The organism is Parerythrobacter aestuarii (assembly GCF_030140925.1).
GTDB classification, from domain to species: domain Bacteria; phylum Pseudomonadota; class Alphaproteobacteria; order Sphingomonadales; family Sphingomonadaceae; genus Parerythrobacter; species Parerythrobacter aestuarii.
Genome location: NZ_JARBWD010000001.1, coordinates 954,776 through 974,763, shown reverse-complemented (window position 1 = coordinate 974,763; position 19,988 = coordinate 954,776). Strand labels below are relative to the sequence as shown.

Genomic DNA, 19,988 nt, shown 5'->3' with positions numbered 1-19,988 from the left:
ATTGTGCTGTAATGTTGTTGCTTAATTCCCACAATTTCTGTGGCGAGCGTAGGCTGGCGGCAGAAAGTTGCGCAGAACAGCCTTCGCACGACAGAGCGTTACACTGCAGTCGCGCGGTGGCCTGTTCGAATTGTTGCAACGCAGCGTTGGCGGGCGCGAATCCCGCAGCGTTGTAAGAATCAGGCGAGTTCCATCTTGAGCTCGCCATCACCTTCATCGATCTTCAGTGTGCTGCCGTCGGGCACGTCGCCTTGCAGGATCTTCTCTGCCAGCGGGTCCTGCAGGTAGCGCTGGACAGCCCGCTTCAACGGTCGCGCGCCATAGACCGGATCGTAGCCGACCCGCCCAAGCCACCGCAGGGCCGCATCGGTAAGGTCGATAGTGATCTTGCGATCCTTGAGCAGCTTCTGCACCCGGCCGACCTGGATCTCCACGATTGGTGCCATGTGCTCCATCGAAAGGCGGTGGAACAGGATGATCTCGTCCAGCCGGTTGAGGAACTCTGGGCGGAAGTGGCCGCGCACGACGTCCATCACCTGCGGCTCGACATCCTCGACCTTCTGGTCATCGTCCATCTGCGCGAGATACTGGCTGCCGAGGTTCGAAGTGAGGATGATCAGCGTGTTGCTGAAGTCCACAACCCGTCCCTGCCCATCGGTCAGGCGACCATCGTCGAGCACTTGCAGCAATACGTTGAAGACATCGCTATGGGCTTTTTCGACTTCGTCGAACAGCACCACCTGGTAGGGACGCCGCCGTACCGCTTCGGTCAGCACGCCGCCTTCCTCATAACCGACATAGCCCGGAGGAGCACCTATCAGCCGAGCGACCGCGTGCTTTTCCATGAACTCCGACATGTCGATGCGGACCATGGCCTGGTCGTCGTCGAACAGGAAGCCGGCCAGTGCCTTGGTCAGCTCGGTCTTGCCGACCCCGGTCGGCCCGAGGAACAGGAAGCTGCCGAGCGGGCGGCCCGGGTCCTGCAAACCCGCCCGTGCGCGGCGCACGGCCTTGGACACAGCCTCAATTGCCTGCGACTGGCCGATTACACGCTTGCCCAGGATCTCTTCCATCTTGAGCAGCTTGTCGCGTTCGCCCTCGAGCATCTTGTCGACCGGGATACCCGTCCAGCGCGAGACCACGCCGGCGATATCGTCTTCGGTCACTTCTTCCTTGAGCAGCGCATTTTCAGTGTGGCCGCGGGCTTCCTCGAGCTTCTTCTCGAGCTCGGGAATGGTGCCGTAGGACAGCTCGCCTGCGCGCTGGAGATTGCCTTCGCGTTGCGCCTGCTCGAGCTCGATGCGGGCCTGGTCGAGCTCTTCCTTGATGCGGCTCTCGGCGTGGATCTTGTCGCGCTCGTTCTGCCAGCGGGTGGTCAGCTCGCTGGACTTCTGCTCCAGCTCGGCCAGTTCCTTGCGCAGGGTCTCGAGCCGGTCCTTGGACGCGGAATCGGTTTCCTTCTGCAGCGCCTGCTCTTCAATCTTGAGCTGGATGATGCGGCGGTCGAGCCCTTCGATTTCCTCGGGCTTCGATTCCACTTCCATGCGGATGCGGCTGGCCGCCTCGTCCATCAGGTCGATCGCCTTGTCGGGCAGGAAGCGGTTCTGGATGTAGCGGTCGGACAGCTGCGCGGCAGCGACAATCGCGCCGTCGGTGATGTTCACCCCGTGGTGCAGCTCGTACTTCTCCTTGATCCCGCGCAGGATGGAGATGGTGTCTTCCACGCTCGGCTCGTCGATATAGACCGACTGGAAGCGTCGCTGCAGCGCCGGGTCCTTCTCGACATACTTCTGGTACTCGTCGAGCGTCGTCGCGCCGATGCAGTGCAGCTCGCCGCGGCTCAGCGCGGGCTTGAGCAGGTTGGAAGCATCCATCGAGCCTTCCGACGCACCTGCACCGATGAGCGTGTGCATCTCGTCGATGAAGAGGATGATCTGACCGTCGCTACCCTTCACCTCGTCGAGCACGGCCTTGAGCCGCTCTTCGAACTCGCCACGATATTTCGCGCCGGCGATCAGCGAGCCCATGTCGAGCGACATCAGCGTGCGACCCTTGAGGCTGTCAGGCACATCGCCATTGGCAATGCGCAGCGCGAGGCCTTCGGCGATTGCGGTCTTGCCGGTGCCGGGTTCGCCGATCAGCGCCGGGTTGTTCTTGGTCCGCCGGGCAAGGATCTGGATGGTGCGGCGGATTTCCTCGTCGCGGCCAATCACCGGGTCGAGCTTGCCGTCGCGCGCCGCCTGAGTGAGGTCGCGGGCGTATTTCTTCATCGCGTCGTAGGCCTGTTCGGCATTGGCGGTATCGGCTGTCTTGCCCTTGCGCAGTTCGCTGATGGCCGCTTCCAGTGCCTTGGGGTCGACGTTGGCGGCCTTGAGCGCCTGCCCCGCCGAAGTGGTGGAAGCGAGTGCAAGCGCCACCAGCAACCGCTCGACGGTGACATAGCTGTCGCCCGATTTCTCCGCGATTGTCTCAGCCTGGTCGAGCACGCGGACTGTATCATTATCGAGGCCCGGGGTCTGCTGGGCCCCGCCCCCGCTGACTGCCGGAATCTTTGCCAATGCCGCATCGACTTCGTCCTCGACCGCGCGCGGGTTGCCGCCGGCCCGGGCGACTAGCCCTGAGGCCATGCCTTCAGGATCTTCGATCATCGCCTTGAGCAAATGCGCCGGCGTAATGCGCTGGTGGTTCATGCGGATGGCAACGGTTTGCGCCGCTTGCAGGAAGCCCTTGGCCCGGTCGGTAAATTTCTCGAGATTCATGGTGGTCCCTCAACTGTTACCCGAGACATATAATGTTGCATTTTTGCAACACAAGCCCTGCGTATGCAATGACCTGCGTCAAAAATGAGGTGTGTTACTCGGATATAGGACCCTGTCACCACAGGACCAGAGGCAAGCTGCGAAAAAACTTGGCGGATCAGTTCGCAGACTGGGGTTCGACGCCCGGAACCAGCAGGCTTCGCCCGCCCCCGAATTCCTCTCGCACCACGATCAGGCCCAGCTTCTCGAGATGGTCGAGCAAACGCCGGATTCGTCCCGGGGAGCTGGTGCCATAGACCCGCGCCAATTCGTTGTCATCGGGTGCCGGAAGACCATCCATCGCAGCCGCAGCGATGGCGAGGTAAGGGGCCACGATATCGTCATCGACACCCTCGACCAGCGCCATCAGGCGCTGTCTGTCGCAATCCGCAAATCGGTCGAGGTCAACGCTGGCAATGGCAAAGCGGCGGCGGAACTCGCCCATGTCCATGGGCACGCCGAGAAAACCTTCGGTTCGCGCCCGCGTGAGGAAGGCTTGGTAGAGACGGCTTGCCGACTGGAATGTCGAACCATCTTCGCGGGCAAGGGAGCCGAGGATGGCGTCTAGCGAAGCCGTGCGCTCGGCCTGGTGCTCGGGATCGGCCGATGCAACGGCAGGTGCGGGCGCGCGATCGGGCACGAGTTGCTCGGGGTGAGGCACCGGACGTGGTGGTGGAGGCGGCGGCGCTGTAACCTGCACATCGGCGGCAAGGTCGCCGGTCAGCAGGGCTTCCATCCCCTGCGTCGGTGCCGCAGGCAAGGGCATCAAACCTTCTGCTCGCGCCTTATGCCCGGTGCGGACGGGACCGATCTTCACCGCCACGGGGCGGCGGCTGATCGCCGGGCCCAGCGCGAGGAAATGCCCTCGCTCCAGGTCGCGGATCCGCTCGGCCTGCTTGCGCTCCATGCCCAGCAGGTCGGCGGCGCGCTGCATGTCGATATCAAGGAAGGTCCGGCCCATCAGGAAGTTGGAAGCCTCCGCCGCGACATTCTTCGCCAGTTTGGCCAGCCGCTGGGTGGCGACAATCCCGGCGAGGCCGCGCTTGCGACCGCGGCACATCAGATTGGTCATCGCCGAAAGCGTCATCCGGCGCGTATCCTCGCCGATCTCACCCGCAACCGAGGGCGCAAACATCTGCGCTTCGTCGACCACCACCAACGCCGGGAACCAGTGTTCGCGCGGGGCATCGAACAGCGCATTGAGGAATTGCGCAGCGCAGCGAATCTGCTGCTCCACTTCCAGCCCTTCCAGTGCCAGCACGACGCTTGCCCGGTGCTCGCGGCAACGCCGCGCCAATGCTTCGATTTCCGGCGGCGAATAAGCCGCACTGTCGATCACCACATGGTCGAAGGCATCAGCGAGCGAAGTGAAATCGCCTTCAGGGTCGACAACGACCTGCTGGACCATGCCGGCGCTTTCTTCGAGCAGCCTCCGCAGCAGGTGCGACTTGCCCGACCCGCTGTTGCCTTGCACCAGCAGGCGCGTCGCCAGCAGTTCTTCGATATCGAAGACGACCGGCTGCTCGCCTGCTTGGTAGCCTATGGTAATTTCCGCGTTCACGATTCGGGTGGGTAGCGTGTCCCAACCTCAGACCGGAAGGTGGAGCGGCAAGTTTTCCTGAGTCGTTTTCCCTTCACCCTGCCGGGTAGCCTCGCTAGGCCCCTGGCAAGAGAGGATTCGCGATGAAGAAGTGGATTGTGCGCCTCGGTGGGGCGCTGGTAGTCTTGGCGCTGGTCGTTGTGATCGGCCTGATGACATGGGAGCCGTTCTACGCCCGCGCTGGCGAAGCACCAGCGGCCGGCCATACCTACAGTGCCGAGATCATCCGCGATGAATTCGGCGTCCCGCACATATACGGCAAGACCGATCCCGATGTCGCGTATGGCGTCGCAATCGCGCAGAGCGAGGACGACTTCTTCACCCTGCAAGATGTGATCGCGATGGCAAAGGGACGCTATGGTGCGATTGCCGGGCCCGACGGCGCGCAGATCGACTTTGCCTATCACTTGGTCGATGCGCGCGGCACGGCGGAGCGCAACTATGCCGCGCTGCCCGAAGACACGCAGGCCCTGTTCGAAGCCTATGCCAGCGGCCTCAATGACTATGCAATAAGCCACCCTGCAGAACTGAAGCTGGCTGGCCTTTTCCCTATCAATGGCGAGGATGTGGCTGCGGGATTTGCCCTGCGCCAACCTTTCTTCTTCGGTATCGGTTCGATCATCGGCAACCTTGTGGAAGGCAAGCCGCTGCGGCGCGAATTCGGTCCGGACATCCCGGGCTTCCCGCGCGATGCGGATGGGGCCGTGACCGAAGCCGAAGCCGCTCCCGAGCAGGCCAGCGCGACACGCTTTCCCTTGCCATGGGGCGAGATGGCAGCGCTGTCCGGCTCCAACGCCTTCGCTATCACGCCGGAAAAATCGGGTGGGCCGAGCACGCTGATCTCCAACAGTCACCAACCCTGGCGCGGCGGTGTCTCATGGTACGAACTGGTGGTTGAAAGCGAAGAAGGCTGGCATTTCGCCGGAGCCAATCTGCCCGGCACGCCCTACCCGGTGCTGGGCCACAACGAAAAGCTGGGCTGGACCTACACCGTCAATCGCCCCGACCTAGTCGATATCTACCAGTTGGAGATGGATGAAACCGGCACGCGCTACCGCCTCGACGGCGAATGGCACGAGCTGGAAGAGAAGACCGAAATCCTGCCGGTGAAGTTTGGTCCGGTCGTCCTCCCGATCCCGCAGACCTTCTATCGCAGCGTGCACGGCCCGGTGATCATCAACGACAACGGTGCTTTCGCTCTGCGCTATGCCAAGATGGACAGCATTGAATCGATGGACGCCTACTACCGCCTAGGCCGGGCACAGTCGCTCGAAGAGTGGATGGCGGTGTACGAAAAGATGGAGAATCCCAACTTCAACGCCATCTACGCCGATGCCGAAGGCAATATCGCTTATCTCTACAACGCCGCTTTCCCGGACCGGAAGCCCGGCTACAACTGGCGCGGAGTCCTGCCCGGCAATGAAAGTTCGCTGATCTGGGAAGACACAGTCGACTTCGAGCAGTTGCCCAAGATCGTCAATCCGTCCTCCGGCTGGCTCTACAATGCCAACAACGAGCCTTACACGGCAGCTGGCGCGGCGGATGATCTCGATCCTGCCGACTTCGCGCCCGAGCTGGGGGTCGAGCTCAAGCAGACCAACCGCTCGCGCCGGGCGTGGAAACTGCTGAGCGAAGCCAACCAGCTAGACCGCGACGCACTGGAGCGGATCAAGTATGACCGTGCCTATGAGCGCGAAGGCTATGTCTCCGACCTGTGGGATGCGCTGGAAAGAATGAAACCGGAGAATGGCAAGCTCGACGAGGCCCGTCGCTTGCTACTCGACTGGGATTTTACCGCTGACGGCAAAGGCTCCGGAGACGCGCTCGCGCTGCTGATGATCAAGGATTTTATGTCGGCAGAGTACCAGAACAAGGACCTGCCCGATGTCGCCGAGCAGCTGCAATGGTCGGTCGATCACCTGATGGAGCATTTCGGGCGCCTCGACCCGCCGATGGGCGAGCTGTTGCGGCTGCGACAAGGATCGACCGCACCTTTTGCTGTCGACCTGCCACTCGACGGCGGCTCGGACACGCTGCGCGCTTCGACCACCTGGCAGGTCGATCCCGACGGCCGGTTGCAGGTCGTCCATGGCGACAGCTTCATCATGTGGGTCGAGTGGCTGGCTGGCGAAAAGGTGAGATCGCGCTCGATCCAACCGTTCGGTGCCGCAGTGACCCGCCCTGTCAGCAAGCACTACGCCGATCAGTCGGCGCTGTTCGTCCGGAAAGAGTTGAAACCGGTCCACTTCTGGCGCGTTGACGTATTGAAGAATGCCAAATCCCGAAAGACCGTGACCAGCCGCCGCTGAGGCACTAATCATTCAACCATCGCAGAACATTTACCCTGGAGAGACCATGCTTCGCTTTGCTTCGACCAGCCTGACCGCCCTTGCCACGGGCATTGCCCTTGCCGCTGCAACCCCGGCCCTTGCCGATCACCATGGCGACAAGCCGGCTGCCGCCATGGAAGCCGAAGCCACGGTAGCCCCGCTGCCGGACCTGATCGAACAGGTCGCCATTCCTTATGAGCAGTTCCAGCTCGACAACGGTCTGACAGTGATCGTCCATGAAGACCGCAAAGCCCCGATCGTCGGCGTTGCCGTGTGGTACAATGTCGGCTCCAAGGACGAGCCGCAGGGCAAGAGCGGATTTGCCCACCTGTTCGAACACCTGATGTTCAACGGCTCCGAAAACGCCACCGGCGACTATTTCCAATACCTGCAGGAAATGGGCGCCACCGATTACAACGGCACCACCAATTTCGACCGTACCAACTATTTCCAGACCGTGCCGCGCGGCGCGCTGGACCGCGCGTTGTGGCTGGAAAGCGATCGCATGGGCTATTTGCTCGGCGCGGTGACGCAGGAGAAACTCGATAACCAGCGCGGCGTCGTCCAGAACGAGAAGCGCCAGGGCGACAACCAGCCGGGCGGGCTGGTGTTCTACGAGATCGTCAAGACGCTGTTTCCTGCCCCGCACCCCTATGACCACACGCCGATCGGCTCGATGGCCGACCTCGACAGCGCATCCATGGACGATGTCCGCAGCTGGTTCATCGACAAGTACGGACCCAACAATGCGACGCTGGTGCTCGCGGGTGACATTTCGGCCGAAGAAGCCCGCCCGCTGGTCGAGAAGTATTTCGGCCCGATCAAGGCCGGCCCGGTCAACACCCCGGCCGCCGCCGACATTCCCGAACTTGCGGAAGACGTCCGCACAGTGATGAAGGACCAGGTCGCAGCGACCAATATCAGCCGCTACTGGACCGCGCCGGGCCTCAACAGCAAGGACCTGGTTGCCCTTTCCATTGGTGCGGAAATCCTCGGCGGCCTGTCCTCCAGCCGGCTCGACAATGCGCTTGTACGTGACGAGAAGATCGCTGTCGGTGTCTCGGCCGGAAACTTCTCGTTCCAGCGCGTAGGCGTGCTGACTGTCGGAGCTACGGCCCGTCCGGGCGTCGATCCGGCCACAGTCGAAACCCGTATGAACGAGATTATCGCTGACCTTATTGCCAATGGCCCTACTGAAGACGAAGTTCGCCGGGCGGCGACACAAGAGGTCGCCGGTACAATTCGTGGCCTCGAGCAGGTTGGCGGATTTGGCGGCAAGGCGGTGACACTCGCCAGCGGCGAAGTATTCGTCGACGATCCGGATTTTTACGCCAAGCAGCTCGAAATCCTGGCCACCCTGACCCCGGCCGACGTGCAAGCAGCCATGCAAAAGTGGATGACCCGTCCGGCCATGACGCTGGTGCTGGAGCCAGGCGAACGTGACAGCAACTACGCTGAAGCCGCTTCCGTCGACGGCGAGGCCGATGGCGATGCGGAACCGGCCGACAACACGCTGACGGTCACGGTCGAGCGGCCCAAGCCGCCGATCGATGCTCTGGCGGAACTCGACTTCCCGACGGTTGAGGAAACCACTCTGAGCAACGGCATGAAAGTCTACTACGCCCAGCGCGATGCCGTGCCGGTGACGCGTGTGGCGCTGTCGTTCAATGCCGGTTCGGCGGCCGACCCGGTCGAGAAGCGCGGCCTCGAAGGGCTGGCCATGAGCCTGTATGACGAAGGCACCACCTCTCGCAGCTCGAAAGAGATTGCGGAGGAGCGGGAGCGCCTGGGTGCTGTGATTTCGACCGGCGGCGGATCGGACCGTTCGACCTTCACTCTCACGGCGCTGAGCGCCAACCTCGCTCCGTCGCTGGAGCTGATGACCGATATCGTCCGCAATCCGGCCTTCGATGAAGGCGAGCTCGAGCGGGTTCGCACGCAGACCGTAACCGGCATCAAGCAGCAGATGCGCGACCCGCGCGGAATTGCGCAGATGACGCTGACCCCGCTGCTCTATGGGGCCAACAGCCCCTATGGCGATGCCGGCAGCGGCACGGTGGAATCGGTCAGCTCGATCACGCGTGATGACCTGGTCGGTTTCAAGACCCGCTGGATCCAGCCCGATAATGCGACACTGTTCGTAGTTTCCGACATGGCACTGGATGACATCAAGTCCCAGCTCGATGAGGCATTCGGCAAGTGGGCCAGCAATCGCATGGCGCGCGGAAGCAAGGACTTCTCAACCCAGGCCGCTGCTCCGGACGCTGCGAGGATCGTGCTCGTCAACCGGCCGAATTCGCCGCAGAGCTTCATCTATGGCGGGCTGATGACCACGGTCGACCCCAAGGATCCCGGCATCGTCGATCTGCTCAACGCCAACAATGCGCTGGGCGGCAACTTCCTCGCCCGGCTCAACATGAACCTGCGCGAAACCAAGGGCTGGTCCTATGGCGTGCGTGGTGGTGTGTCGCAGCGCGAAGGCGCGGTGACCTACATCGTCTCCGCTCCGGTCCAGGCCGACCGCACCGGCGATTCGTTGAGCGAGCTGATCCGCGAGATTGACGAGTTTACGTCCACCAACGGGGTGAGCCAGGAAGAGCTGGTACGGATCGTCAACAACGAGATCTTCGAATTGCCCGGCCAGTTCGAAACCTCGGGCGCGGTGCTCGGCGCAATGCAGAACAATGTCCTCTATGGGCGTCCGATGAACTATTACGAGACGCTGGCCGAGAAGTATCGTGCGCAAACCGCGGAGAGCCTCGACGCTGCAGCGCGGGAAGCGATCGATGTGGACCGCTTCACCTGGGTCGTCGTCGGCGATGCGGAAAAGGTCATGTCGCAGCTCGAAGGGCTCGGCCTGCCGATCGAGCAGATCGAACTTCCGGCGGCTGAATGACAGAGGTGAATTGACACAAATGTAAGTAACGGCCTAGGCCACACCACGACATCCAAACCAAGGGAGAACCCAATGTCCGTAGCAGGCACCTATAACACCACCGTCAAGAGCCCGATGGGCGACCAGAGCGGCACGCTGACCATCAATGACAACGGCGATGGCACCTTCTCGGGCAACATGGCCGGTGCCATGGGTTCGATGGACATCGCCAGCGGCACGGTCGAAGGCAACACCATCAAGTGGTCGATGGACATGACCGTGCCGATGCCGATGAAGCTCGACTGTGAAGCTACCATCGACGGCGACTCGCTGACCGGCGCAGTCAATGCCGGTGCCTTCGGCTCGATGCCGCTGACCGGTACACGCGCATAAGCGTCATTGCCCACCAGGCACAACAAAGGCCCTGTCGCAGCAATGCGGCAGGGCCTTTTGCTTGGCCTGAAGACAGGCTGACAATGGAGCAACCTCGATTGCCCGGGATCAATCTTCTGTCTCTCTCCAACAATAGTGGAAGTACTCACTGGCCAGGCACCCGAAGTCGATAGTTGATTTTTGGGGCTGGACAGCTTTTCGGAGCCCCATTAATTCAGACCGGCTGGACTTAGGGGTCGTCTTTCAATGGAATTTTCAAGAGCCTGTAATGGGCTTGCGCTGCTTGGGATTGTGCCGTTGTGCGTCGCCACGGCCGGGTTCGCCGCGACCACGCCGGAGCTACCGGTCGATGGCGCTGCGACCGAAGAGTCCTACCCCGACAAAGCGATGGCAGCGCCCGTTGGGGCCGACGCCGAATTGGCACCGGACGCAGAAGACGCGACTGCAGACGACGGCATGGCCGTTTCGGAACAAGACAAGCCCGCGCTTGCGGAACAATGGGCCGACCTACCCATGTTCACATTGGTGAACGTCACGCTCAACGAAGCCATTTCCAGCCAGACGCATGTCGTCGGGGATGAGTTCTCCGTGACCGTGATGGAAGATGTCGTCCACAACGACACCATCGTCATTCCGAAAGGTTCGATCGGGGCCGGCCAAGTCACATTCGCAACAAAGAAGGGTGGCTTTGGCAAGCAAGGCATCCTCGGCCTTTCCCTCCGCACCATCGAAATCGGTGGTGACAGTTTCCTGCTCGATGGTCGCTACCGCGAAGAGGGCAAGGGCAATGATGGCGCAGCAGCTGCGACCATGTTCATGGTCGGAATCTTTGCCGGGCTGGTCAAAGGCAAGGGCGTTGAAATCGAGCAGGGCCGAGAGCTTCGCGCCAAGACCGGCGAGGATATCCCTTACATCGTGGGTGTGGACGCAAAAGCCGTCCCTGTGCCGGAAGAAACCGGCGAGACCACGACACAAGACGCTGAGCCTGCCACTTCAACCGACGCGGTCAGCCAAGAGCCGGCGCCGAGCGATTCCGTTGCCGTGCCAGGTAACGACTCCGATCCGGACGTCACGCCTTCGGAAGCAAGCGGCGACGCACCCAATGGGGAAGGCGTCGACATGCAATCCAACTCTTACACCTCTCAAGGAGACCAATAATGCGTAAATCGAACCTTGCGCTTGCAGCCTTTCTGGCTGTCGGCATTTCAACCGGCGGTATCGCACAAGACGCTGAAACTGCTGCGGAAGGCGCTTCTGAACAGGTCACGGAAGCAGCTGTGTCCGACGCCGAGCCGACTTGCTATCTCCACGTTTTCCCGACCCTTGAAGGACAGGCACAGACCACGAGCTTGCTGTCGGGCTTTGGCGCGATCGGCGCTATTGCCGATGCTGCGAAGAACAAGGACCGCAACGTCAGCGAGGCGGAGTATCTGAAGGAAGCTCTGGGCCCGCGTTTCCAGGTTGCCGCGCTGAAGCAGATCGACCTTGTCGGCGAACTCAACCTGCCGGAAGGTACGGCGGTTCGTTATGAAACGCCGATCGCCGACCGCAAGATCACGACCAAGGTGAAAACCCGCCTGACGGAATCGACTGCGCCTTGCTACGCAGAACTGATCGTCACGCAGAATTTCTACCAGAAGAAAGCGATCTACGGCCGTTCGCTCAACAACCGCTTTATCTTCAAGGATTTCCGCACCGGCAAGGATTCGACCACACTGGTCAAGGGCCGCGGCGGCAACGGGCTCTCGCATTTCCCGCCCAAGACTACTGACGAAACTGAAGCAGCGGAAGAAGACCTGCGCCAGGCCTTCACTGCCAACTTCGTCGAGTACGCTAAGAAGTTCAAGTAAGGGCAACGACAAGGGGCATCGGACCGGTCGGTTCGATGCCCCTTGGCTTTGGCTGCCTGCTGCAAACCGCATCTGCCAGTGTCTGAGTAATTCATGATGAGACGATCCCGCTTCACTCTTGCCGTCTTGCTTGTGGCAGCTGCAGTTCCGATGGCTCCAGCCTGGGGCCAGGCGGCTGAGGCAATTGCTCAAGAAGATCGCAGAATCGCCAGCCTGCGCCCGGTGGCGGTTCAGGTCCCGCAACAGGAAATGGAGATCTCGGTCGACGTTGGCAGGGTGGCGATGGATCCCGGCGGTGGCGGGCTGCTCGACGGCCTGATCGTCCGCAGCATGGACAACAAGAAAGACATCCTGACGGACAATGCCACTCTGCGTGCCGAAGCCGAGGCTGCGCCCCTGATTGCGGCATTGGAGGGGTTCGATCCGGTCCCGCTTGCCCTCGATGCCACAGAGACAGCGCTGGCAGAGCTCGACTGGTTTGGAACGAGCTTGATCGGCTTCGTGCTCGATGGCGATGGTAATTTGAGATCCTTTGCCTCGGCCAATCCGGGCGAGCAGCTCGGCCACATCTCCTTCAGCTACCAGATGTCTCCCGACTTCACGCAAGTCCAGGTAGTCGCAGATGTCTCTGTGTTGAAGGGTGCGACCCTTGCTCCGCTGTACGCACAGCGGATTGTCAGCATCGTCAGGCTGAACAATCGATCATACGAGAATTTCGAAAACGTAGCACGCTGGTCCGCCAACGACGGCGAGCTGGTCCGTGCCGCCATGACCAAGGCGTTCGCCCGCCTTGGCACAGTCATCCCGGCGGTCATGTCGCTCGATCCCGGGACCTACGCAGCAAAGACCAGCAAACGCAGCAAGGATCAGGCGCTGGTTGCCAGCTTTCATGGTCCGGTGCTGATGCGCGACGATCTCGGCGCCGTCATTTGGTCGCAAAAGGCAGGGTTCGTCACTTCCCAGAGCGCAGGCGACTAGATCTTCCCTGCGTTCGAGCGATCCTTCAGCCCAAGTGCTGCCGAACTGCCTGGTAGGCGGCTGCGGCAACAGTATTGGCGAGGTTGAGCGAGCGGACCTTGTCTGACCGCATCGGCAGGCTGACCATCTGGCTGCGATGCGCCTCGACAATTTCCTGCGGCAACCCGTTGGTCTCGCGCCCGAACACGAGATAGGCATCAGCGGGATAGTCGGGCTCGTAAAAGCTGCGCTGTGCATACTCCTCGAACAGGAACAGCTGGTCTGCACGCGGCGCACGCTCGGCCAGGAACGCCTCCCAGCTGGCAAATTCGACCAGCCGGATGTGCGGCCAGTAATCGAGCCCAGATCGCTTCACCCGCTTGTCGGTAATCTGAAACCCCAGCGGGTGGATCAGGATCAACTCCATATCCAGCGCCACACAGGTGCGCCCCACCGCGCCGGTATTGCCGGGGATTTCGGGGTGGACAAGGACGATAGAAGTCACAGTTCGCGGCAGTCCGGTCGTGTGAAATTCACGTCAGAATCGCTTGGGCAAGACCTCGCCCGTCCGGGCGTCGATCACCGCGCCATTGTCATAAGCGAGGACGCCCGGGATCGGCGCGAGCCGGTTGGCAAGCAGTCGTGCCGGTTCGCGAAAACTGCCGACGGCATGATACTCGGCAGGCCGGATCGGCAGCGAAGCAAGCTGCCCGGGCACGGACTTGCCCGTATCGGGGCGAATCCCGGCGGCAAACATGGCGTAGTCCTGGCGCATCTTCTTGCCCAGCCCAGTGTCTTCGGCCAGCTCGGGAAAGCCGCTTTCGTCCCACGCCAAGGTGATGAGGATCGCTCCGAGATCAGTCACCTCGCCGGCCTTTGCAGTGAAGGACACCGTCCCGAAGCAATTGCACTGCCAAAGGAATTTGTTGAACCCCATCCCGTAGAAGACATAGTCCCCGGGCTCGGTAGCGATCACGAAGATGCGGTCCTTGCCCTCCTTCGCGTAGAACTTCCCGTTTTCAAGTTGGTAGAGATTGGTTGCGCCGGAATATTCGAAGGCGAAGCTCTCGATCGGACCAGCGTCTTCGCCCGCCTCCTCATGGGCCTTCTGCTTCGCCGCCCGATAGGCGACCAGTTCGTCTTGGACAGGCTTGCGCAGGAAGACCGGCTGTAGCTTGGTTGATACCGACTCCGCCGGCATCCGGATCAGCAGGTAGGCCTTCTCGGGCGAAAGGACCACCTTCTCCCCTTTGCGAAAATGCTGGAAGGCTGGCCCATCCTGGGCCGAGGCCGCAAATGGCACCGCCAGCAGTAGCCATGCCGCGAGCAGGATGCGGATCATCATGAGGTTACCTTCGGGGTAGCCGGGACAGGGCCGGCGGCGATCGCGGCCTGCAAGTCGATCAATTCGGTTGGGTTGTCCCCGACATGGATCTGTTTCCACATCTCCTCGGTCACCGAATAGCGGTCATAACCACGCGGGAGCATACAGCGCATCATCACCTGCTGGCGGATGCTGCGTTCAATCGGACCGTCGATGATCGAATAGATTGCCAGCCCGACGAGCCCGTAGCTGCCATTGAACTCGACCGGGACCGACGTGCGGTCGTCATCGTCCCACGCCACGAATGCCGGCATCTTGAGCTGCCTGCCGTGAACCGTGTGAACAGTGCATTCCGCGATGTCGCTCCGCGCCGCATCGTAGCTCACGCCTTCCTTGTGGAAGACGAAGAACTTGAGCTCGTTACCATATTTGCCGTCGGGAGCGACGAGATCGGGTAACTCTATCGCAGGCGTGGCCTGAGCTTCTTCGTCGGGAGCAGATTCCTGCGCAACGAGCGGCGCGGCGCAGAGCGCTACAGCCGCAATGACGGGTATACGAAACGATAGCATGCGACCTCCGACCCCAAAGGTTACCGCGATGATTGTAATGCTTCGCGCTTAGTCGGCAAGCCAAATTGGCCTACCCCAGCTTGTCTTTCAGTATCTGGTTGACCACCGCCGGGTTGGCCTTGCCCTGCATCGCCTTCATCGTCTGGCCGACGAAGAATCCGAACAGCTTGTCCTTGCCGCCGCGGTATTCCTCGACCTTGTCGCCATTGGCGGCGATGATCGCGTTGATCGCGGCTTCGATGGCACCGGTGTCGCTGACCTGTTTCAGCCCTTCGGTGTCGGCAATCTCGTCAGGCGCGCGGCCCGTCTTGAGGACGATCTCGAAGATCTCTTTGGCCTGCCCGCCCGAAATCTCGCCGGCGTCCTGCATCTTGAGGATCGCCGCCTGCGCCTCGGCCGTGGCGTGGCTGGCATCGCCTTCATCGCCCAATGATTTGATCACGCCGGGCGCGACCGAGAGCGCCCAGTTGGCGACCTGCGTCGCGAGCGCTTTCTCGTCCTTGCCGATGGCCTTGGCCGTGGCGCTGAGCAGCGTTTCGAAGCGGGCGAAGGTCTCGACCTCGGCGGTCAGCTCGCGCGCATTGTAGGGCGTCAGGCCCAGCTCGCTTTCGTAGCGGTTGCGCTTGGCATCGGGCAGCTCGGGCAGCGATGCGCGGCATTCCTCGAGGAAGCTGGCTTCCAGCTCCAGCGGCAGCAGGTCGGGATCGGGGAAGTAGCGATAGTCATGCGCGTCTTCCTTGCTGCGCATGGTCCGCGTGGTGCCCGTCCCCGGATCGAACAGGCGGGTTTCCTGCTCCACCGCGCCGCCGCTTTCGATCAGGTCGACCTGCCGATTGGCTTCGTATTCGATGACCTGCATCACGAAGCGTACCGAGTTGACGTTCTTCGTCTCCGTCCGCGTGCCGAATTCCTCACCCGGCTTGCGCACGCTGACGTTGACGTCCGCGCGCATCGAGCCTTCTTCCATATTGCCGTCGCACGATCCGACATAGCGCAGGATGCTGCGCAGCTTGCGCACGTAAGCGCCTGCCTCGGCCGGCGAGCGCATATCGGGCTTGGAGACGATCTCCATCAGCGCCACGCCGCAACGGTTGAGGTCGACATAGGACATGGTCGGATGCTGGTCATGCATCAGCTTGCCGGCGTCCTGCTCGACATGGATGCGCTCGATGCCGATAACCTTGTCCTCGGCGATCCCGGCCTTCTCGTCGGCTTCGATCAGCAGCTGCCCCTCGCCCACCAGCGGGTGGTACAGCTGGCTGATCTGGTAGCCCTGCGGCAGGTCGGCATAGAAGTAGTTCTTGCGGTCGAAGCGCGACCAGGCGTTGATCTGCGCCTCGATCGCCATGCCGGTACGCACGGCCTGGCGGATGCACTCGCGGTTCGGGACCGGCAGCATGCCCGGCATCGCCGCGTCGACAAGCGACACATTGGCATTGGGCTCAGCCCCGAACTGCGTCGAGGCGCCTGAAAACAGCTTGGCATTGGAAGTGACCTGCGCATGGACCTCGAGGCCGATCACGACCTCCCATTCGCCGGTTGCGCCCTGGATACGGTAAGTGCTCATGGAGGGGGCTCTTAGCTATTCTCTTCGTGGATTGCGAGACAGTTCACGCTGGTTTCGTAGCGCTGGAAGCGTTCGGTGATGGTGTAGCCGTGCTCGGCGCACAATTGTTCGAAGCCGGGAAGGTTTTCGGTCTCGACTTCGACGAACAGCGGCGGATGGTCGCGCGCGATCGTCCCGGCCAGCCCGCGAAGGACCGGGAGTTCAAAACCCTCGGTGTCGATCTTGATGAAGCCGATCCCTTGCTCACCCACCAGCGTATCCCCGGTGACCAGTTCGATACCACCCGCGCCCGCCGTCAGACGGGTCGCGCCGAGGTTATTACTATGTAGCTGTAGGCTCGCGTTCCCGGCGCTGTCGGACAGGCCAACCCGGTGCAGCTCGATCCGGCTGGCGACATGGTTCAGCGCAGCATTGGTTTCGAGAATGCGCGCGGCGGCTTCCTGCGGCTCGCAGGCGATGACCTTCTCCGCTCCCAGCACCAGTGCAGCATAGAGCGCATGGTTGCCGACATTGGCCCCCACATCGAGGAATGTCCCGCCGGTCCAGGCCGACTTGATTATCGCCAGTTCCTCTGGCTCGTAGAGCGCGCCCTTGCGGTGGACCTGCTGGATCACGTCGAAGTCGTTCTCGACGAACAGCTTGAGCGGGACGCCCTCGACCTCGCCGTCGACGATCGCGCCGCGCAGCACGCCCGGCTCCTCATCGCGCCAGCTCAGCCGCGCCCCGGCGATGCGATGCTCGCGCGTGAGCGTGGGGCGGATGTCGAGCCCCATGCGCCGCGCCAGCTTGATGATGGCGCCGCCCCAGCGATAGGGCCTCCACAGCTTCACAGCGCTTCTCCTTCGCGGTCAAAGAACGCGGCGACTTGCGGCAGGTCAAGTACCACGCCGCGTTTGACCAGCTGCGCCATCCGCTCCGGGTCGCTCACCGCGAGGCACTGCTCGAAGAAGCGCCGTGCTCCCGCGTCGCTGCAATCGAGCGCGATATCGCCGATCGCGCGGCGGGCGGCGAAGTGTTGCGGGCGCTCCTCGCGGTTGCCGCGCCGCTGGCCGAACTTGTGCAGGTAGGCATCGGCCGTGGTAAAATCGAAATGCAGCACGCGGGCGCGCCTGGTCTTGGCCGTCTCGCCCTCGCCATCCTCGCATTTCCAGTGATGGATGATCGGCCGCCAGCCGCGATGCGCCCGTGTACGCAGGATCGACTTGTGGCTCGTATAGCTGAGGAAATAGCCCGCCGGGATGGTCTCGCCGTTGACCGGATGCACCAGCCGCCGTGGCAAATCGTCGCCCAATGCACGATCCCAGAACCACTGGTCGAACCGCGCCACCCGCGCCGGATTGGAGACCAGCGACAGCGCCTTGCGCGCCGGTCGCCACACCGCCTCCAGCGCGGGGAAGCGGGCCTGGAAATGCCGCTGCGCGAAGGGCGAGGTGCCGGCTTTGCCATCAGGCAGGACATCACAATTGGGCAGCAGGAGCTGCGCAATATCGGGTGTCTGCTCGCCCAGCAGCCGCACCATTGCCGCCGGATCGGGACCTGCCTTCGGATCGGGCAGCAGCAATTCGTCGGGGTCGATCATCGCCAGCCAGTCGATTCCGTCGAGCAGGGCCAGCCGCGCTGCGACCCACGAATTGAGGTTCTTGCGGGCATCAATGTAGCCGTCCCAACCCTTGCCCATGACCTTCATGAAGCCCGGCGCATCGCGCACTTCGGCAGGCGGCACGCTCTCGCGCACCATCACGTCCGGCTGCCGGGGCAGCCAGTCGCGCATCGCATCGCTGGTGCCGTCGAGGAAGATGTAGAACCGCTTGCACCCCAGCGCCCGGTGCCACTTGATTGCATCGGGCAGCAGCCGCGCTTCATCCTTCACCGTGTAGGTGACGGCGAAGCTGGGCGCGCTCACGCCCACCATTTCTCCGGCTTGGCGGTGAAGCCGCTACGCTGTTCGATGGCGAGGCCGGCACCCAGCACCCCCTGCTCGTCAAACGGCTTGCCGATGATCTGCAGCCCGAGCGGGAGGTTTTCGCTATTGAGCCCGGCGGGGACGCTCATTGCTGGAAGTCCGGCGAGCGAAGCAGGGACGGCGAACACATCGTTGAGATACATTGCCAGCGGATCGGCCTGCATTTCGCCGAGCGCGAACGCCGCGTTAGGCGTCGTTGGGGCGAGGATCACATCGCATTCCGCCCATGCATTTTCGAAGTCGCGCGCCACCAGCGTGCGGATCTTCTGGGCCTGGTTGTAATAGGCGTCGTAGAAGCCTGCGCTCAGCACATAGGTGCCGATCAGGATGCGGCGCTTGACCTCGTCGCCGAAGCCTTCGGCGCGGGTGGCAGCATACATGTCCTGCAGGCCCGCCCCATCGGGCAGGTCGCGCAAGCCATAGCGCACGCCATCATAGCGCGCGAGGTTGGAGGAAGCCTCCGCCGGGGCGATGATGTAGTATGCAGGCAGCGCATATTTGGTGTGCGGCAGCGAGATATCGACGATCTCGGCGCCGGCATCCTTGAGCCATTCCATCCCGCGATCCCAGCTGGCAGCAATGTCGCCATCGAGCCCGTCGACGCGGTATTCCTTGGGGATGCCCACCTTCTTGCCCTTGAGGTCGGCGGACAGGCCCGCTTCCCACTGCGGCACCGGCATGTCGAGGCTGGTCGCATCCTTGGGGTCGAAGCCGGCCATGGCTTCGAGCATGATCGCACAGTCCCTGACGTTGCGCGCCATAGGGCCGGCCTGGTCGAGACTGCTGGCAAAGGCGACGACGCCCCAGCGGCTGCAGCGGCCATAGGTCGGCTTGATCCCGGTGGTGCCGGTGATCGCAGCCGGCTGGCGGATCGAACCGCCGGTGTCGGTCCCGGTCGCTGCCGGGCACAGCCGCGCAGCAATGGCAGCGCTTGAACCGCCCGAAGACCCGCCCGGGGTCAGCGCGGCATTGCTGCCTTCCTTCTTCCACGGGCTCAGCACGTTGCCGAAATAGCTGGTCTCGTTGGACGACCCCATGGCGAACTGGTCCAAGTTGAGCTTGCCCAGCATGCCTGCGCCGGCGCGCCAGAGATTGGCGCTGACCGTTGATTCATACTGCGGGGTAAACCCTTCGAGCATGTGGCTCGCGGCAGTGGTCTGAGTACCTTCCGTTGCGAACAGGTCTTTCATGCCGATTGGAACGCCGGCCATCTTGCCAAGCGCCTCACCCTTGGCCCGCGCAGCATCGACCGCGTCGGCTGCCTCGAGCGCCTTGTCCGGCGTGGTGACGATGAAGGCGTTGAGTTCTTCGGCAGCTGCCACCTGCGCGTTGAAGGCTTCCGCCACTTCGCGTGCAGTGAAGTCGCCTGCAGCGACGCCATCGCGAATCTCCGCGACGCCCAGTTCGATCAGCGATTCATTGACGTTGGGCATTACTCGATCACCTTGGGCACGCCGAAGAAGCCATGCTCGGCCGCCGGGGCATTCGCCAGCACCTTGTCGCGCACACCGCCACCGGTTAGCGGATCGGCATCGACCACATCGTCGCGCAAGCGCAGGTGGTTGGGGATGACCGCCGTCATCGGCTCGACATCGCTGGTGTCGACTTCGCCCAGCTGCTCGACCCAGTCGAGGATCTTGGAGAGTTCGGGTGCCAGCTTTTCGAGTTCGGCGTCATCCATCTTGATACGCGCGAGCGAAGCGATCTTGGCAACGGTTTGCTTGTCGACGGACATGGCGTCGGCGGCCCCTTATCGGTTCAG

At 62.4% G+C, this 19,988-nt stretch carries 16 protein-coding genes; 6 read left to right on the top strand and 10 right to left on the bottom strand.

Annotated features, from left to right (window positions below; translation table 11 throughout):
* Positions 1 to 179: 179 nt before the first annotated feature.
* Positions 180 to 2,759: an ATP-dependent chaperone ClpB gene (gene clpB / locus QPW08_RS04735; RefSeq protein WP_284124590.1), complete on the bottom strand. Its 2,580-nt coding sequence runs from the start codon at positions 2,757 to 2,759 to the stop codon at positions 180 to 182.
* Positions 2,760 to 2,916: 157 nt separating this feature from the next.
* The gene (locus tag QPW08_RS04730; protein WP_284124589.1) at positions 2,917 to 4,359 is read right to left on the bottom strand and encodes an ATP-binding protein; all 1,443 of its coding nucleotides are present in this window, start codon (positions 4,357 to 4,359) and stop codon (positions 2,917 to 2,919) included.
* A 122-nt stretch (positions 4,360 to 4,481) separates the two neighbouring features.
* Between QPW08_RS04730 and QPW08_RS04725 the strand changes: the two genes are divergently transcribed.
* The 6 genes from QPW08_RS04725 to QPW08_RS04700 all read left to right on the top strand — a co-directional run bounded on the left by QPW08_RS04725 (position 4,482) and on the right by QPW08_RS04700 (position 12,824).
* Positions 4,482 to 6,707 carry a penicillin acylase family protein gene (locus QPW08_RS04725; RefSeq protein WP_284124588.1) on the top strand — a complete coding sequence of 742 codons (2,226 nt, stop codon included), beginning with the start codon at positions 4,482 to 4,484 and terminating at the stop codon, positions 6,705 to 6,707.
* Between the two features lie 46 nt (positions 6,708 to 6,753).
* Entirely contained in the window at positions 6,754 to 9,624 is a 2,871-nt protein-coding gene (locus tag QPW08_RS04720; protein ID WP_284124587.1) for a M16 family metallopeptidase, read from the top strand.
* 72 nt (positions 9,625 to 9,696) lie between these two features.
* Positions 9,697 to 9,996 (top strand): hypothetical protein, encoded by a 300-nt coding sequence (locus QPW08_RS04715; RefSeq protein WP_284124586.1) that lies wholly within the window; start codon positions 9,697 to 9,699, stop codon positions 9,994 to 9,996.
* 246 nt (positions 9,997 to 10,242) lie between these two features.
* Positions 10,243 to 11,154 (top strand): hypothetical protein, encoded by a 912-nt coding sequence (locus tag QPW08_RS04710; protein WP_284124585.1) that lies wholly within the window; start codon positions 10,243 to 10,245, stop codon positions 11,152 to 11,154.
* Positions 11,154 to 11,846, top strand: a complete 693-nt coding sequence (locus QPW08_RS04705; RefSeq protein WP_284124584.1) for a hypothetical protein — start codon at positions 11,154 to 11,156, stop codon at positions 11,844 to 11,846. The genes QPW08_RS04710 and QPW08_RS04705 overlap by 1 nt, the downstream gene beginning before the upstream one ends.
* Before the next feature lie 93 nt (positions 11,847 to 11,939).
* Positions 11,940 to 12,824: a hypothetical protein gene (locus QPW08_RS04700; RefSeq protein ID WP_284124583.1), complete on the top strand. Its 885-nt coding sequence runs from the start codon at positions 11,940 to 11,942 to the stop codon at positions 12,822 to 12,824.
* 25 nt (positions 12,825 to 12,849) lie between these two features.
* Here the strand turns inward: QPW08_RS04700 and QPW08_RS04695 are convergent, their stop codons facing one another.
* From QPW08_RS04695 to gatC, 8 genes are all read right to left on the bottom strand, one after another.
* Positions 12,850 to 13,308, bottom strand: a complete 459-nt coding sequence (locus QPW08_RS04695; protein ID WP_284124582.1) for a tRNA (cytidine(34)-2'-O)-methyltransferase — start codon at positions 13,306 to 13,308, stop codon at positions 12,850 to 12,852.
* Positions 13,309 to 13,341: 33 nt separating this feature from the next.
* The gene (locus tag QPW08_RS04690; RefSeq protein ID WP_284124581.1) at positions 13,342 to 14,148 is read right to left on the bottom strand and encodes a hypothetical protein; all 807 of its coding nucleotides are present in this window, start codon (positions 14,146 to 14,148) and stop codon (positions 13,342 to 13,344) included.
* A complete protein-coding gene (locus QPW08_RS04685) occupies positions 14,145 to 14,696 on the bottom strand; it encodes a hypothetical protein (protein WP_284124580.1) in 552 nt (183 codons plus the stop codon). Before QPW08_RS04685 ends, QPW08_RS04690 begins: the two co-directional genes overlap by 4 nt.
* 70 nt (positions 14,697 to 14,766) lie before the next feature.
* A complete protein-coding gene (gene gatB, locus QPW08_RS04680; protein ID WP_284124579.1) occupies positions 14,767 to 16,263 on the bottom strand; it encodes an Asp-tRNA(Asn)/Glu-tRNA(Gln) amidotransferase subunit GatB in 1,497 nt (498 codons plus the stop codon).
* Positions 16,264 to 16,274: 11 nt separating this feature from the next.
* On the bottom strand, positions 16,275 to 17,093 hold the full coding sequence (locus QPW08_RS04675) for an FkbM family methyltransferase (RefSeq protein WP_284124578.1): 819 nt from the start codon (positions 17,091 to 17,093) through the stop codon (positions 16,275 to 16,277).
* Entirely contained in the window at positions 17,090 to 18,166 is a 1,077-nt protein-coding gene (locus QPW08_RS04670; protein WP_284124577.1) for a glycosyltransferase family 2 protein, read from the bottom strand. Before QPW08_RS04670 ends, QPW08_RS04675 begins: the two co-directional genes overlap by 4 nt.
* The gene (gene gatA, locus QPW08_RS04665) at positions 18,163 to 19,659 is read right to left on the bottom strand and encodes an Asp-tRNA(Asn)/Glu-tRNA(Gln) amidotransferase subunit GatA (protein ID WP_284124576.1); all 1,497 of its coding nucleotides are present in this window, start codon (positions 19,657 to 19,659) and stop codon (positions 18,163 to 18,165) included. The genes QPW08_RS04670 and gatA overlap by 4 nt, the downstream gene beginning before the upstream one ends.
* The gene (gene gatC / locus QPW08_RS04660) at positions 19,659 to 19,961 is read right to left on the bottom strand and encodes an Asp-tRNA(Asn)/Glu-tRNA(Gln) amidotransferase subunit GatC (RefSeq protein ID WP_284124575.1); all 303 of its coding nucleotides are present in this window, start codon (positions 19,959 to 19,961) and stop codon (positions 19,659 to 19,661) included. Before gatC ends, gatA begins: the two co-directional genes overlap by 1 nt.
* Positions 19,962 to 19,988 lie beyond the last annotated feature (27 nt).